The organism is Aquirufa nivalisilvae (genome assembly GCF_004307455.1).
GTDB classification, from domain to species: domain Bacteria; phylum Bacteroidota; class Bacteroidia; order Cytophagales; family Spirosomataceae; genus Aquirufa; species Aquirufa nivalisilvae.
Window position 1 is genome coordinate 362,858 of sequence record NZ_SEWX01000001.1, and the last position, 16,530, is coordinate 379,387.

Sequence of the window (16,530 nt, forward strand, 5' to 3'; positions counted from 1 at the left end):
AAAACGAGGGATCATTTTATCTCACAAATCCCCCCTTTCATCGACTTATGTCTGCATTCATTTGATATCCGAATTATTCGGCATTATTTACATGATTATTCAAAGATAAATGTTCCATTATGCCATATAAATACCAACAAATCTTTCGCCTAGGCTTTTTTGGCCTAATTACTACCCTTTTATTTACCTCATTTAACTCTCAACTAAGAATGAATCTTCCTACCAGATTCATGGGAGATACCTTAAAATTACCGGAAGGGGTAGACCCCAATGATGAGAATTGGAAGGGAATCGATCTTGCTCCCAAAAGTCCCATTCAACCTCTAAGTGTAGCCGAAGAAGCCAAGCAATTTTTACTTCCTCCAGGTTATAAAATTCAAGCGGTTCTAACAGATCCCGCAATCCAGCAACCAGGTGAAATCGTATTTGATGGTAATGGTCGCATGTATGTGTTAGAATTGAGGTCTTATATGTTGGATGCCGATTCAAAAAATGAATTAGAACCTATCAGTCGAATTTCTCGCTGGGAAGACAAAAACAATGATGGCGTATTTGAAACAGGAACCACTTTTGTAGATCATTTGATCTTTCCTCGCTTTGTATTGCCCTATGGAAAAAATGCCGTTTTGACCATGGAATCGGATGCAGATAATGTATATAAATACACGGACACCAATGGTGACGGAAAAGCAGATAAAAAAGAATTGTTTACCACCAAATTTGGACGTTCTGGAAACGTAGAACACCAACAAGCATTTTTGTTTTATGGGATGGACAACTGGCTTTACAGTACCGTTAATGCCTTTCGAATTAGAGAAACACCCAATGGTATCATCCGTGAAAAAACAGGAGCAAACCGCGCACAATGGGGAATCACCCAAGATGATAATGGAAAATTGTGGTTTCAAGGTGGGGCATCTGGCTTACCATCCTATTTCCAATTTCCAATCCACTATGGCAACTTTGATGTGCCAAATGAAATCGCCAAGGGCTTTGACGTTCCCTGGGGAGCTGCCATTAAAATTGCTGATATGCAAGGTGGAATGGATGAAATACGACAACCTGATGGCTCTTTAAACCACGTAACAGGTTCAGCAGGAAATGATATTTATCGGGGTGATCGACTTCCTTCCAATCTACAAGGACAATTGTTTTATGGGGAACCCGTAGCCCGTATTGTTCGACAAGTCAATCCCATGGTAAAGGATGGTCTCACCACACTTCATAATGTATATCAAGATCAAAAATCGGAATTTTTGAGATCAACAGATCCTTTATTTAGACCCGTAGACATGACTACCGCTCCTGATGGAACGCTGTACATTACGGATATGTACCATGGTATCATTCAAGAAGGACAATGGACTCCAAAAGGATCATATTTAAGAACGAAAATTGACCAATATCGTTTGGATAAAGTGATCGGTTTGGGACGTATTTGGAGGATTACTTATGAGGGGAAAGAACGTGATACCAAGCAACCAAGAATGTACGATGAAAAGTCGGCTACTTTGCTGAGCTACCTAGGCCATCCCAATGGTTGGTGGAGAGATCAAGCACAGCAAGTTCTCGTTTTGAGAAAAGATAAATCCATTGTTCCCATGCTCCATTCGATGGCATTAAAAAATGCCAAAGAGCATGCGCGCGTTCATGCAATTTGGACATTGGAAGGATTGGGTGCCTTAAGCCATGATGTGGTGAAAAAATTGTTGAATGACCCCAATCCACGGATCAGAATACATGCGTTAAAAGCCTCAGAAACACTTTATAAAGCGGGTGAAAAATCGCTAGCTGCTGAATATTTGACCTTAATGAATGATTCAAATCATGAGGTGGCCATGCAAGCCATTTTGACAAGTAAGTTTCTTAAAATACCTAATTTAGAAACTTCCTTAAAATCTACTTTGGCAAAAAATTTATCTCCTGGGGTGAAATTGATCAGTGAACAAATCCTTAACCCGCCAAAGCCTAGAAATGCGGGACCCTTTGGTGCAGCTGAATTAAGCAAGGATCAAAAAGCTATTTTAGAAAGAGGGGAATTGGTGTTTAGTGAATTATGCTCCCAATGCCACGGAAATGATGGTATGGGTAAACCAGCGGCGAATGGGAAATTACTGGCACCTGCCCTAGCGGGGTCTTATCGCATTCAATCTCATCCAGAATATGCTGTCCGAGTTATTTTACATGGCCTTGATGGGGCTATTGATGGTAAAACCTATGCAGGTGGATTGATGGCACCGATGAAAGAACAGTCGGACCAATGGATATCCGATGTGGTTTCGTATATCCGCAATGGCTTATCCAATGATGCCTCTTTTGTCAGTCCACAACAAGTGGCCGCTATTAGAGCTAAATCTCAAAAACAAACGGGCATGTATAAATATGATGCCTTGTTAAAATTAGTCCCTCAGGAGTTTGTGGCTGATGCCAACTGGAAGTTTGCCGCAAGCCATACTTCTTCAACTAGAATCGGAGGAAATGTATCTCCAAAAAGTGCCCTAAATTTTGAAGGCTGGTCTACAGGGATTACTCAGGCCAAAGATATGTGGTACCAAATAGAGTTTCCAGAGGTTTACAATCTATCAGAGTTTCATTTTACATCCACTCAAACGTTTAGAAGAGGTGCTCGACCAGTTCCAGGAGCAACCCCAGTATTCATTTACACGCATCCTAGGGTATATGCCGTTGAAACATCCCTGGATGGAAAAAATTGGCAAACGACTTTGGCAAATGTGAAAGGGAATGAAGGCGAAAATGTCTTGTTGTTAGATCAAGTCAAAACCAAATTTATTCGAATGAAACTGAACGAAGGTCTAAGCAATGAAAAGGATGAAACTCCTTGGGTGATGCGACAATTAAAAGTTTATGGAATAAAATAGAGAGATGTTGATGTAGAAAGTAAAGAGCCAAGCCATGAAAAAATTGCTTGGCTCTTTTATTTAAATGGAATGCCTAGGATATAGATTCCACGTACTTTTTGAAATTATCCAAAATCATTTGCCAACCCATCTTTTGCATCTCTTCTGGATTTTGGTTTTCCGGCTCAAAAGACTCTTTGACCCATACACTTTCTCCCTCAGAAATAAACTGAATGCTTACTCGGCGCCCATCTCCTAAGGTAATTTCTAAGTTTTTCAAGGGATCAATTTGAGTAAATGTACCCCAAAAGTCAAAGCTGAATGAACCATCTTTAGCAGCCATCATATAATGAAATTCCTTGCCCTCTTCCAAGGTATTGTGCGCCTCTGGACAATGCCAATCATCACTAGCAAAGTTCCAATGCTTCACATGCTCGGCTTGGGTCCAACAATCCCAAACCTGCTGAATGGTTGCTTGTATGTGGGCTGTAACTTGTATTTGTGTCATATCTGAATTTATATCTGTCGTGAATTTATCAATCTATTGGAAATTATCCTGCCCATACTTCCATTTCCTATTAAAAAAGGCGATCCTTGCGAATCGCCCTTCATTAATTAATGGCGGGGTATTCTACTTAAGCGGACTGACTTTGAACTCATATGAACCTGAGTTTAATTCCATTTCCAAGAAATTTCCTTCTTGTTTTAAACCTGAAATTCCTTTGGATTTTGTTAGATCTTGACCACCTTCTGTCACTTTAGCCGAACTTGCCGGAAGTTTCAAATGTGCCGAAGTATTGGCAGGAACTGTGAATTTATAGCTCATCACATTCCCTTCTTTCTTCCATTCACTGCTCACTTTTCCATACATGGTTTCTACATAGCCTTTGGCAAAATTTATTTTACCCGATAAGTCTGGAGTAGGTTGTAAGGAGAAATGCTTGAACCCTGGCGAAGCTACATCGCGTTGAATTCCCAAAGAAGTTTGGTACATCCATGCCGCAATCGCCCCAAAAGAATAGTGATTGAAAGAGTTCATGCTATTATTTCCTCCAAAACCATTTTCAATGGTATAAGAGTTTAATCTTTCCCAAATGGTCGTGGCACCATTAGCCACTGAATACAACCAAGAAGGATAGGTTTTCTGTGTTAATAATCCATAAGCCACATCATGCTGCTGATTATTGGAAAGTGCATCGGCAATGGAAGCTGTTCCAATAAATCCGGTCATTAAGGAATAGGGCGGGCGCGCCACTCCTTCATCGTCTTTGTTGGATCTTTGAACTGTCTCCACCAAATGCTTCACGATGAACGGTTTGTTGTTATCATCAATCACTCCCAATGCCAAAGGAATGGCATAAGAAGCCTGCGTGTCCATCAACTGTCCTTTATCAGAAACAGGAGGCGTAGCAGGTGCTGCCGGTGCCGCTCCCGGAGGGCCCATGCGGGCTGCTCTTACTCCCGATTTCACCGTTCTGTGGGTATTGGGGTCAATGTAAACGCTATTGATCGTTTTCTTCTTGCTTTCGTATTGAGCCAGGTAGGCGCTTTCATCCAACTTATTTCCTAAAATACCTGCCACTTGCGACATGATTTTCAAGTTATATGATTGGTAAGTCATCCAGAATAGGGTATTGTCATTTTTATTGTTTTCTGGGCTCAACCAATCTCCTAGTGGTCCTTCATTGACAATGCCATTGGCTGGATCAACTTTCGTTTCCAAAAATGCCACATAGCGTTTCATGGCATCGTAATGCTCAATTAACATATTTTTATCTCCGTATTGTTGATACGTTTCCCAAGGAATAATGATACCTGCACTTCCCCATAAAGTTCCACCAAATCCTCCGCCCATGGGAGCTACGTCAGTAAAGCGGCCATCTGCCCGTTGAACATCGCGCATAGCCAATAAATGACGGCGCATGAAATTATTCACTGGAGCCATATATGTGGCCGTTTTGGAAAACACATTGATATCCCCACTCCAACCCATTCTTTCATTTCTAGCTGGGGTATCGGTTGGAATAGAAAGGAAATTTCCTCGCATAGACCATGTGATATTGTTCCACAATTTATTCACCAAAGGATCAGAGCTTTCATAGTACGAACCAATATCCTGAATGGAAGAAAGCACTAAACCAGCCACTTGGCTTAAAGCAGGTGCTTGATCCAAACCAGTAATTTCTAGATAACGATACCCGTGAAAAGTAAATCGAGGCTGAATGTATTCATCTCCACCTTTTAAGATATAAACATCTTGTGCCAAAGCCGCACGAATGTTTTCCAACATAATCATCCCTTTTTGTGAAGCATATTCCGCTAAATCTGGGTAAAGAACCTCGGCAAAACGCAGAGTAATGGTTTGACCCGCTTTTCCATTGGGAATAAATATTTTAGGGAAGCCCACCATATTTTGACCCATGTCATACACATAAACACCTTTTCTTGGCTCATGCATGGACTTCGCTTGCATCACTTTTCTCACTTGAACGGCATCGTCCAATTGACCAACCAAATGCATGCCAGCATAGTTTAAGGCATTAGGCACATCGCCTACATAAGCCGTTCCCTCTAGAGGAATTTTTGCTGCAGGTTTCCAGCCTTTAGCTTGGAAAGTTGCTGTTGACCAACCAGCAATAGCGGCTTCTTTACGAGCATCATAAACTTCCCCTTGGAAGAAACTTCCGTAACGGATTGGACCATCATTGTTATATGTCCATTTCTCTGGATTCGTGGTAATGATTTGTTCCGTACCATCGGTATACTGAATAACTAACTTAGCCAACAACGACTGGCGATCTCCAAAGAAGTTCCAGCTATCTCCACTAAACGTGATATTTCCGCTCCACCAGCCTTCACTTAACCAAGCCCCCCAAGCATTTTCTCCTGATTTAATCTGTTTCGTCACATCAAAAGTTTGGTACAAATGTGTTTTATTGTATTGCGTCAAACCTGGATTAAAAAAGTCTTTCCCTACACGTTCTCCATTTAAGTATAATTCATAAATACCACGCGCAGTCGAATAAATACGTGCTTGTTTGATGGTTTTATTATGAACACTAGCAAATTGAGTGCGTAACATAGGAGCTGCAAATCTGCTTGGATTGGCACAAACCAATACATTTCCAGAAGAGGCTGTTATTTGAAATTGCTTCCCATCCCACTGAATGGAATTATGGCTAAACAAGCTAGGATTTTCAGCTGCATCAAATAGTGTATTACTTGGGAATCGGAAGTTTTTAATCAAAACCCCTGAAAATAGGGCTTTTTGATTGGCTGGTACCTGAAATCCGATTTCGGATAACATTGGGAAACTGATGAAGTTGTTTCCTCTTCCTACTGGATTTAGATTAAGTCCTGATTGACCTCCTCTAGGTGCAGCAGCAGCTCCAGCAGGTGCTCCGTTTATTTTGTGCGCGGGGTCAACTTGATCCAAATAAAAATCAAAAACGCCAAAATTACACTGAGCAAAAATGGTGTGTTTCTGGTATTTGTTCGCTGGCGAAATGAGCGATTTAGCTATTTTAAAACTTGCAAAAACCTTAGAAGGACTATCCTTTTTGTCGTAACCTACGCGATATACATTTAGCTGGGCTAATCCAGAATCCGACTCCGCTACGTTATTGATATCAAATTCCAATTGGATGTAAGAGGCATTGGGCCCATTAGCCACATCCATGATGTTCAAGTTTCTGTTTTGCAAACGAGGGTCATTTGCTCCAAAAACAAAGGATGCTTTCGTGGATTTAGAAGCTTCATCGAGCTGTATACCAAATTGGATTTTGTACATGGATAAATAATGAGAATAGAGTGCTAAGTCATTTTCGCCTATCCAATCAGCACCATTCCATGCTTGTGCGCTTGGATTTAATAATCCTGTTTCGAACCAGGAAGAAGCGGAGCTAACTTTATTTTGTTGATCCCAAACCTGTACATTCCATTGGTATTTTTGGGAAGCTTGTAAAGCCAAACCTTCGTAATTGATTCCTAAAGACAAGGGGGAATTTACTTTTTTACTATCCCAAGCTACTTGGTTTTTGGCATCACGAACAACAATTCGATAGGCCTGTTGTTGATTTCCTCGGGATTTATCTTTGGACTGCATTTGCCAAGAAAACCTAGGATGCTGCTCATCCAATCCTATCGGTTCGGATTGGTATTCCACTTTCAAGTGATGCAAGGAATTTTGAGCCTGCAAATTTACTATACTTAAAAAGCACAGTAATACGTATAATACATGTTTTTTCATCATTAGGGATATTTTCACTAAATATGTTGTCTTTATATGAGTTATGAAACTTATTTCGATGAAAGACTTATTTTAAGCGATAAAATTATCCTTAGGCTGATAAGGATAGTGTGGCCATTTACGGTGGCTTCGAGTGCCCCAGCCACCTGTATATTTCGGATTTGAGTGCCACTGTATTTTCATTCCCCCTCCAATCATGGTGGCTGAGGTACTCGAAGCCACCATAGTTGCTATTGTATATTTTTAGCAACGAGATATTTGACCACATCGAAAAAAGAAATAACTACATCAATGACTGAATTTCTATCTTGACTGAGGGATATCTATTACAGATGTTCCACGGTGGCTTCGGGAGCCTCAGCCACCTGTATATTTCGGATGTGAGTGTCACTGTATTTTCATCCCCCTCCAATCACGATGGCTGGGTTCTCAAAGCCACACTATTTGCATTCCATCTCCAATCAAGGTGGCTGAGGCTCTCGAAGCCACCATGACTGCTATTTTAAATTGAGTATTTCAAGAATATTCAATTGCCCATGAGGAGATTAACTACTTTTACGTCTTCTTTCTACATAACTCTCTATATCTTTAATTTCTAAACTATTTGTGATGAAAAGAATTTCATTTGATGACATGTTTACTACCATTAAACAGGCATTTATATTAGCAGGATTACCCGAAGATAAGGCCACTGTTTGTGCCAGAACTCACACTGAAACCAGTCGCGACGGCGTATATTCTCATGGTTTAAACCGAGTAGAACGATTTTTAGATTTTGTCTCCAAAGGTTGGGTGGATGTACATGCAGAACCTAGTCTAGATGTAAACCTAGGTTCTATTGAAATATACAATGGAAATATGGGGATAGGAATTACCAACTCCATCTTCGCGATGGATAGAGCAATGGATATCGCTAAACAATATGGATTAGGCCTAGTAGCTTTGAATAATACCACTCATTGGATGAGAGGAGGCTCATATGGTTGGCAAGCCGCAGATAAAGGCTATATGGCGATCTGCTGGACGAATACCGAATCTTGTATGCCAGCCTGGGGCGCCACTTCGGGTGGAATCGGTAATAACCCCTTCATCATGGCTATTCCACGCCAAGGTGGTCATGTGGTTTTTGATATGGCCATGTCGCAATATTCCTATGGAAAACTAGAAACCACTCGCTTAAACAATGGAAAGCTTCCATTTCCTGGGGGATTTGACCAAGATGGGAAGTTGACAGATGAGCCTGCACCCATTGAAGCCACACGTAGAATTTTACCAACGGGATATTGGAAAGGATCTGGATTAGCTGTCATGTTGGATTTATTTTCTGCCATACTTTCCAAAGGTAGAACTACCGCCGACATCGACTTGGTTGGGAAAGGAGCATGTGGAGGATGTTCCCAAGTTTTTATTGCGATTGACCCATTAAAAATCAATGATCAAGCATTCTTAGATCAAGCTTTAGAACACACCATCACTCAATTACGAAATTCTACCCCAGTAACAGCCGGAGGAGAAGTGAATTATCCTGGTGAAAGATCCCTGAAAACGAGATCCGAAAATATGAAATTGGGCATCCCTGTCGATGAAGGAGTTTGGAAGAAAGTAGTAGCATTTAGTCAAGCTAAAAAATCTTAAACCCTAATTAAACGTCGAAACAATACATCGAATCCAAGCATTATTGACCTTGGAAAGAAAGCTCTTTCTCCTGTTCAAATATTAATGAGCCTCTTTCAAATTCCTAAGGGACGATGTAATCTTTTTGAAAACTTTTAAATGTGGTAAAATCCCTACCCCTAACAGGGTTATGGAAAGAAGTACAAGGTTACTAGTTTCTGCGAATGTTTGACCAGAGGCTAAAACACCAATCACTAAAATGGTGGACAAAGGAAGCGAAATAGCTAAGGTTAATAAGGCCAAATTAGCATCAAAGGTTTTGCGATAATCCGGTATTTCTTTCAATTCTTCCTTATGATGAATGACCGAAATGTGGGCAAATGGCCAAAAGCTACAAGCACTCAAAGGGACCACCACAGCTAGTAAAACCATGTTAGGGTCATGGATTCCAAATAAAAAGATAACTATTAAGCTAAAAAGAATCGTAATCCCCGCTCGGAAAAATAAGATGGAGAGTATCATTTTAATCTCTTTTCCTTCTTTCAATTCAACAGCCATACCTATGTAAATCAAAACCAAGGGACCCATTAAGGTACTAGCTCGTGAGAAAATTTCTTGGATGACGATGGGTAATGTACTCATATGAAAACCCATGGAAAGAAATACAATGGCCAATAACATGATTACATTGATTGGTTCCTTGATTAGACTCCATAGAAAATCTTTCATGCCTTTTTTATTACCAATGGCCCCATCTTCTTGAATAGCCATGTGCATTTTCAATGAGATGTAATACAAAAAATTGAGGGCAAAAAACTTATTTCCTACGTCAGCCATAGCTGCCATCGCTAAGGATTCTCCACCCAAAAATTCCGAAATAAAGGGGAAGCTTGATAGTCCAGGCGCCAATGAAGGAAGCAACATGGTTAAGGTTCGACTTGCCGGAGAGTTCTTCTCCAAACCAAAAAAAGGCAAGAAATAAGGAGCCGTTAAAAAGATAAAGAAGTTAAAACAAACTAAAATAATAGGATATATTAACATGCTAAAGCTCATCTTAATACCCATCAATGCAATAAATACCGTAGCAGGAAGTGCCACAGAAAGTATGACTTCTTTTAAGCCCTGAATTTCTGATTTATTCTTAATTTTCTTACGTAAAGCGACACCCAAAGCAATTAAAAGCATTAACGTAAGTGTCTTTTCAATAGCATCAATCATAACGAACAATTTAAGCGAGCTCTTTCAAAGATGTTACGAAGTATTCCATTTCAGCCATCGTTCCTATGCTGACGCGACAGTAAGGTTTATTTAACATATCAAATGACCTAACCATGACACCTTTGCTGGCCATTTTACTCAAGAAAGTCTTGCCATCCATTTTAATGGGGAATATCACAAAATTGGTATATGAGGGAATGTAGCTATATCCTAATGCGCTAAGTTCTTGATATAAATAATTCTTGCATTGAGTATTAAGTCGCTTAGTCATGGCTTGGAACTCTTTATCCTGTAAGCTGGCTATCGCTCCTAAAACAGAGGTGTGACAAATCCCCATTCCTCCGCGAGTGATTTTTTCAATTTTACTTAAGAATTCCGGTTGTGCAACGGCATAGCCTACACGCAAACCTGCCATGCCCATAATTTTGGAAAACGTTCTAGCAATAATCACATTTTTCTTTTGAGACAGTAAAGAAACCATACTAGCCGTATCTCCCTCAGCAAGTTCTAAATAAGCTTCATCGATGAAAACAGGAACTTTAGTCGAAACCCTTGAGCAAAAATCCATCAGTTCATTCGCTGCCATGATGGTCCCAACAGGGTTATTGGGGTTACAGATATAAACCATTTTAGTATTGGAATCTATGGCTGCTTCCATAGCTTTTAAGTCATGTGTCCAATCCGACTTACAAGGAACGGCTTTCCAAGTAGCGCCAACGGCTTCAGCAACGCGAATGAGCGACATATAGGTTGGATCAGCTGAAACAATATTTCCCCCTTTGGAAAACAATACAATGGCCACTTTTTCTAATAAATCCGAAGAGCCTGGTCCCATCATGATATGTTCTTTCGTCACGCCTTCCTTAAGCGCCAACATATCCACCAAGGTGGCTAATTCTTTCCAAGAATAGCGATTCCCTCCTGAAACGGATTCGGCCACGGCTTTTCTAGCACTTTGAGGTGGTCCATATGGATTTTCATTCGCATTTAAACGCGCGATCATAGCAGGCACATTAGGTCGTTCATCCAAATAATGCTCTCTCAATAATGGGCTATAATACAGTCTATTTTCTGAATCTAATGGAAAGGAACTCGTTGAAAATGCACCCAAACTAATGTGAGGGGCCAAGGCCATTCCGCCCATGGCGGCTAGTCCTGACTTTAGGACATTTCTTCTGCTAAAAGATGTTTTCATAATGATTGAGTTGGTATATAAATGCGATGATACTCTGTCCTATTGACTCATTTCTGAGTTTTCATCTTACATACAGGAAAAAAACAAACCCAGAAACCAATGCTGCTCCTTAGTCAAATTTGTTTTTAAAATACTCTCGAGGGAATCAAAGAAGGAATCAATTCCTGGAGAATATATATACGCCCAAGCTGATCAGAAATGGGCGTATAAATTGTATTTATTGATGAATTATGTTGAAATGTAGCAGGTTTATTGAAATCCACCTCGACAATTCTACATTTTTTTATGAAATGACTCAAAAAACATGGAAATATTCCAAATTATAGGCAAAAAATGTAAAAAATGAGGGCCTATCTATATTTTTTGAAAAAATCAATTTTAAAATACAAAGTTTAAATTTTGATGAAAAAAAGATTAAAATTTGAATTTAAATTAAAAATGAGTTTTAAAAACATTCAAAAAATATAAATTAATTGAAAAAGTGTCAAAAATAGGATTTATTCATTTTGCCAATTTATAGTACTATTTCGATGAGAATGGTAAACATAGCATGGCCATATTCTCAGGAAAAAATGAGATCTGAGCATAAACGGTAATAGCCTGATGAAAATCACCGGCTATTACAAATGCTAGAAATCACTTGTGCTTTTACTTCACTAGGGAGAAAGCAATAGGTTGGACGAATTTAGAAGCGATATTGGTATCATGACTCTTGGCTGGAACCCATTTACCTGAAGCTTTGATGAGTCGAAGTGCCTCTTCAGCTAATCCATATCCAGGAGATCTTAATACGCTGATATCCGAAAGTGTTCCATCGGCTGCCACTGTAAATTGAACATAGGCTTTTCCGGAAATATTCGCTTTTTTAGCTTCTTCAGGATAGTTAACATTAGCGGATAAATAGGAAAGAAACGCATTAACTCCACCTGGAAATGTGGCAGGTTCTTCCACGACAATATTGACATTTTGATTGGTCGAAATATTGGTTGAAACATTTGTAGTAACGTGATTTTTAGTCGAGATTTCCACCACTCCATTAATCCCATCTTTTCCATATTTTTCATTCGCCATGGCTCCTTTCAATACATTCACGGATTGGATATCATTAGGGTTCATTTTACTAAGAACCAAAGTGCGTTCAATCTTGCCATCGACTACATACAGAGGATTGACAGGTGGAGCTGGAGGCACGCCAGGTGCTGTTGGAATCACTCTAACAGCCAAGGGTGGCGGTGGAGGCGGAGGTAAATCCTTGTTGGGTGCCTTTTTTCTAATGGCAGGTTTAACGGGAGCATTTTTGCTAAAGGAAATCCCTATTTTACTAGGACTAAGCGCTTCATTTTTCTCTTGAGCAGTTACCTGAATGGAGAAAATACCTATGGCCATTAATGCCAAAGGAAGGGCCAAAACCTTTCTTAGGTAGGCATATGGCGTATTTTTGGATGTTGTTAACATGACAATTCTTCGTTTAATAGATGAATAATAAAATGAGTGTCCGGGGTTTAAAAAGTGATTTCCGTAGTGCGATTGTAAGATCATTTGGGCAAAAGCATTCACATTATTGCTTCCAACCGCTTCGCGATCAGCAATAAATTCATGGATATTTTGTAATTCTTTATGCATCAACCAATAAAAAGGATTGATCCAAAATAAGGAAGTGATGATTTGACAAATAACTCGATCAATGGTGTGCCTTTGCTGAATGTGCGTTAATTCATGCTTAAAAATAGCTTGGCCATTGGGTTCAGAAATGGAGATGGATTTTTTCCAAAAAAGGAACTGTAGGAATGAAAACGGAGCATCCTCTTCATCGGTTTCAATGAATTCAAAACCTTCCATGGGAATGCTTGGATTTCTCCTTTTCATCTGATAAATCTTGATAACTTGATATAAAAAGTAGCTCAACAGACCTATTGAAATCAAATAAAAAGTCCATATACCATATTCCAACCAAGGTAAATTCATCCATAAAAACTGTTCAGGGGCAGACTTGGCAGAGGCCGATAGCAAATATATGGCTTTGCCAGCTCCAGCCACTTCAGCTTCGTCGAAGGAAAAAAAAGAGAATTGGAAACAAGGAACAAGTACGCTTAAAAGCATACTGACTAACAAATAAAATCGATTGTAGGTATGGAATCGATTATTCCGAAGTACCAACACATAATAGCCATAGAAGATCCCAGAAAGTAGGCTACTTTTCAACAGATAGATTAATAAGGCATTATTCATCATCGTTTTTAGATTTTAATTGGCTTAATAACAATTCTAAATCTTCAATAGACATCTGCTTTTTATCGACCAGAAAAGATACCACGTTCGTATATGATCCTTCAAAAAAAGATTCAGCCAAACCAGCTATACGCTGACCAGAATATTCCTGCTTTGTGACCTTCGCAAAATAGAGGTTATTTCGATTGGGATTATTGATTCCAACAAAATCCTTTTCAACCAAAATTTTTAATAGAGTAGCAATGGTGTTGGAATGGGGCTTAGGCTCAGGTAAGTTCTCAATAATATCTTTGAGAAATCCTCCTTCTGGTAAGGTCCAGATAACCTGCATAATTTGCTCTTCTGCTTGGGTTAGTTTTTTCATAGTTCTTCCTTTTGTTGGACCAAATGTATAACTAATTTTTTAGTTACAAAATATTTATAACTATTTTTTTAGTTAAAATTTATTACCTCCATCTCCATTAGGGACTATCATAAAAAACGCCCCTGAAATTAGGGGCGTTTTATTCAACCAAATAAACCTCAAGTCCTATTTAACTAATATTTTATTCGGTCAGTACCATAGGGAGCTCTTTGCGTACGACTTAAAAAGCGATTTGCTTCTGCATCATTGATAAATTGCTCTTTTTTAGCATCCCAATTCAGCTTGCGTGGAAGTTTCATAGCCACATGGGTGATCAAACAAACCGTACATGCTCTATGGCCAATTTCAATAGGAGAGATAGGTTCTTTTCTACTTTCTATACAATCTAGCCAGTTGCCATGTTGCTCATCTGAATGGTACAAATGAATCTCTTTTTCGCCAATTACTGATTCTAAAATAGCTGGATTGGAAGCATCTATTGCTTTCGCTCTTACTTTAGACGTAGGATCACTCGGTGTTGCCGAATAGTCTCCTCTTGACACAAATATCCAACCTTCTGTTCCTTCATATCGAATACCATTAGGGAAGCCTCCGCTGGTATACATGGTTATTCCATTGGCATATTCTGCCTTTGCCATAAAATCACCATGCACATCCCAAACACCCGATTTAGGAAATTCGGCTACAGCCTCCACTGAAATAGGACCCGTTAATTCTGTGTCCATACCCCAGGCTGCAGAATCATAGTGATGTTGTCCCCAACCTGTGATCATTCCAGCACCAAATTGTTCCATGCGCAACCAACCTGGTCTATCATAACCCACTTGAGGGTGTACACTTAACTCCGTATAAGGAATGTAGGGCGTTGAGCCTAACCACATCTCATAATTAAAGCCTTTTGGTACTGGCATAGCTTGTACCACAGGGCCACTTGGATCTCCTGGAAGTCCTACTTTAACGGTGTGCAACTTACCAATTCGACCATTTCTCACTAATTCCGCTGCTCTTCTGAATTGACTACTGGAACGTTGCTGTGTCCCCACTTGTAAAATTCTACCTGTTTTTTTGATGACCTCGGCTAATTGACGACCTTCTTTAATAGTCAAAGATGTGGGTTTTTGAAGGTAAATATCTTTCCCAGCTAAGGCTGCTTCCATGGCAGGTTGCGCATGCCAAAAGTCTGGCGTACTAATCATGACCGCATCAATGTCTTTGTTCAACAACATTTCACGGTAATCGTCGTACATCTTAACATCGATGTAATTGCTTTGACCCGTTTTCTTGATATAATATTCTTCTACTAACTTTTTAGTGTCTTCAGTACGGTTTCTATCCAAATCACAAACGGCCATAATTCTAGCCTTTTCATATCTCCAAGTACTTGGTAAATCATGTGTACGAGCAATACGTCCACAACCAATTTGGCCTATATTAATTTTGTTGCTTGGAGCATCTTTTCCTCCCAAAACATGGGCAGGAACAATCGTTGGAAAGCCTAATGTGCCCACAGCTCCTAAGGCAATGTTATTGATAAATTTTCTCCTTTTCATGATTTAGCTGATATTTTAGTCGCTTGTTTTTGAGCAATAAGTGCTAGTTCGGTTGCTAAGAAACAATGGTCTTGAGTCATCGCAGTTTCGGTTCTATTTAACACATCATTCACGAGTAACTCTCCATGTGGAAGCTCTACATTCTTACAGTCGATATACAATGTTTCTTTATTCGTCACTAAATACAAATGACTTCCTGTACCATGCGGAGAGGCGATATCTGTATTTTTTCGAACTTCCATATAGCCTTCCGTACCCAAAATTGTCAGTCGACCATCTCCCCAAGTATTTAACCCATCTGGAGTAAACCAATCCACACGAATATACCCTGAACCTCCATTCCCGCGTAACATCAAATCTCCAAAATCTTCAAAATTAGGGTATTGAGGATATTTATGATTGGCTACTTGAGAGGCCACCACCTCTCCATGTGTAGATTTAGTAAAGTGTAAAAATTGATCTACTTGATGAGAACCAATGTCCGTGATAATACCACCGTAATATTTCTTATCAAAAAACCAGGAAGGTCTAGAAGGAATACTCATCCGGTGAGGACCAGTACCTAAGGTTTGAACCACTTTACCAATTATCCCTGTTTGAGCTAATTGACTAGCCTTTTCAGTCGCTTTATTTTCAAATCGCTCAGAATAAGAAATGGAATAAATTCTTTTGGTTTCTTTTTGAACCTTGCGAACTTCTGCCAATTGTTCTAACGTAGTAATGCCCGGTTTATCCACCATGTAATCCTTCCCGGATTTCATGACACGAATACCCAATGGCGCTCTTTCTACAGGAGTAATGGAACTAAGAACCAATTGAATAGAAGGGTCTCCTAAAATCTCTGCTTCACTTTTTACCAATTTAGCCGTAGGGTATTTTTTAGCAAATTCCTTTATTAAATCTGGCTCCTTCGCATAGTAGGATACAAATTCTCCACCACCACGAATGATGGAATTAGCCATGGTGTAAATATGACCATGATTGATTCCAATAACACCAAATTTTAAACGTGGTGCAATGATCTTTTCTTGAACTTTAGGAACAAACAAGGAGGTACCATCTTTGATGGGACTATGAATGGATGGCATAAATGCAAGACTTGATAAAAGGCTGGCATCTTGCAAAAATTTCCTGCGGTTGGAAGCGTTTTCTTTCATGGGATAAATTCCGGTTTTGTGATACTATTTCTAAAAGTAATAACATTTGATTTCTTACTGAAATCATCCTTTTTTTTAATCGAGGGAAAAAGAAAA

Annotated in this window: 11 protein-coding genes; 2 read left to right on the forward strand and 9 right to left on the reverse strand. The window is 39.5% G+C overall.

The window, feature by feature from the left end:
• Window positions 1–209: 209 nt before the first annotated feature.
• Entirely contained in the window at window positions 210–2,879 is a 2,670-nt protein-coding gene (locus tag EWU22_RS01625) for a DUF7133 domain-containing protein (RefSeq protein ID WP_231962581.1), read from the forward strand.
• Window positions 2,880–2,952: 73 nt separating this feature from the next.
• On the opposite strand, the gene EWU22_RS01630 is transcribed toward EWU22_RS01625, so the two are convergent.
• The 3 genes from EWU22_RS01630 to EWU22_RS13185 form a co-directional block, all read right to left on the reverse strand.
• Window positions 2,953–3,366 (reverse strand): SRPBCC domain-containing protein, encoded by a 414-nt coding sequence (locus tag EWU22_RS01630; RefSeq protein WP_130924146.1) that lies wholly within the window; start codon window positions 3,364–3,366, stop codon window positions 2,953–2,955.
• A gap of 123 nt (window positions 3,367–3,489) precedes the next feature.
• The gene (locus EWU22_RS01635; RefSeq protein WP_231962583.1) at window positions 3,490–7,110 is read right to left on the reverse strand and encodes an alpha-L-rhamnosidase; all 3,621 of its coding nucleotides are present in this window, start codon (window positions 7,108–7,110) and stop codon (window positions 3,490–3,492) included.
• 69 nt (window positions 7,111–7,179) lie between these two features.
• Entirely contained in the window at window positions 7,180–7,332 is a 153-nt protein-coding gene (locus tag EWU22_RS13185; protein ID WP_161566769.1) for a hypothetical protein, read from the reverse strand.
• A 384-nt stretch (window positions 7,333–7,716) separates the two neighbouring features.
• Here EWU22_RS13185 and yiaK point away from each other — a divergent pair, with 384 nt between their 5' ends.
• Window positions 7,717–8,742, forward strand: coding sequence for a 3-dehydro-L-gulonate 2-dehydrogenase (gene yiaK / locus EWU22_RS01640; RefSeq protein ID WP_109325474.1), 1,026 nt, complete (start codon window positions 7,717–7,719; stop codon window positions 8,740–8,742).
• Window positions 8,743–8,823: 81 nt separating this feature from the next.
• Here yiaK and EWU22_RS01645 read toward each other — a convergent pair whose 3' ends face one another.
• The 6 genes from EWU22_RS01645 to EWU22_RS01670 form a co-directional block, all read right to left on the reverse strand.
• Window positions 8,824–9,939 (reverse strand): AEC family transporter, encoded by a 1,116-nt coding sequence (locus EWU22_RS01645; protein ID WP_130924147.1) that lies wholly within the window; start codon window positions 9,937–9,939, stop codon window positions 8,824–8,826.
• A 10-nt stretch (window positions 9,940–9,949) separates the two neighbouring features.
• Window positions 9,950–11,134 carry a pyridoxal phosphate-dependent aminotransferase gene (locus EWU22_RS01650; RefSeq protein WP_130924148.1) on the reverse strand — a complete coding sequence of 395 codons (1,185 nt, stop codon included), beginning with the start codon at window positions 11,132–11,134 and terminating at the stop codon, window positions 9,950–9,952.
• 648 nt (window positions 11,135–11,782) lie between these two features.
• Window positions 11,783–13,366 carry a M56 family metallopeptidase gene (locus tag EWU22_RS01655; RefSeq protein ID WP_130924149.1) on the reverse strand — a complete coding sequence of 528 codons (1,584 nt, stop codon included), beginning with the start codon at window positions 13,364–13,366 and terminating at the stop codon, window positions 11,783–11,785.
• Window positions 13,356–13,727: a BlaI/MecI/CopY family transcriptional regulator gene (locus EWU22_RS01660; RefSeq protein ID WP_130924150.1), complete on the reverse strand. Its 372-nt coding sequence runs from the start codon at window positions 13,725–13,727 to the stop codon at window positions 13,356–13,358. Before EWU22_RS01660 ends, EWU22_RS01655 begins: the two co-directional genes overlap by 11 nt.
• 173 nt (window positions 13,728–13,900) lie before the next feature.
• Complete coding sequence (locus EWU22_RS01665; protein ID WP_130924151.1) at window positions 13,901–15,277, reverse strand: Gfo/Idh/MocA family protein; 1,377 nt, start codon at window positions 15,275–15,277, stop codon at window positions 13,901–13,903.
• The gene (locus EWU22_RS01670; RefSeq protein ID WP_130924152.1) at window positions 15,274–16,434 is read right to left on the reverse strand and encodes a Gfo/Idh/MocA family protein; all 1,161 of its coding nucleotides are present in this window, start codon (window positions 16,432–16,434) and stop codon (window positions 15,274–15,276) included. Before EWU22_RS01670 ends, EWU22_RS01665 begins: the two co-directional genes overlap by 4 nt.
• Window positions 16,435–16,530: the final 96 nt, after the last annotated feature.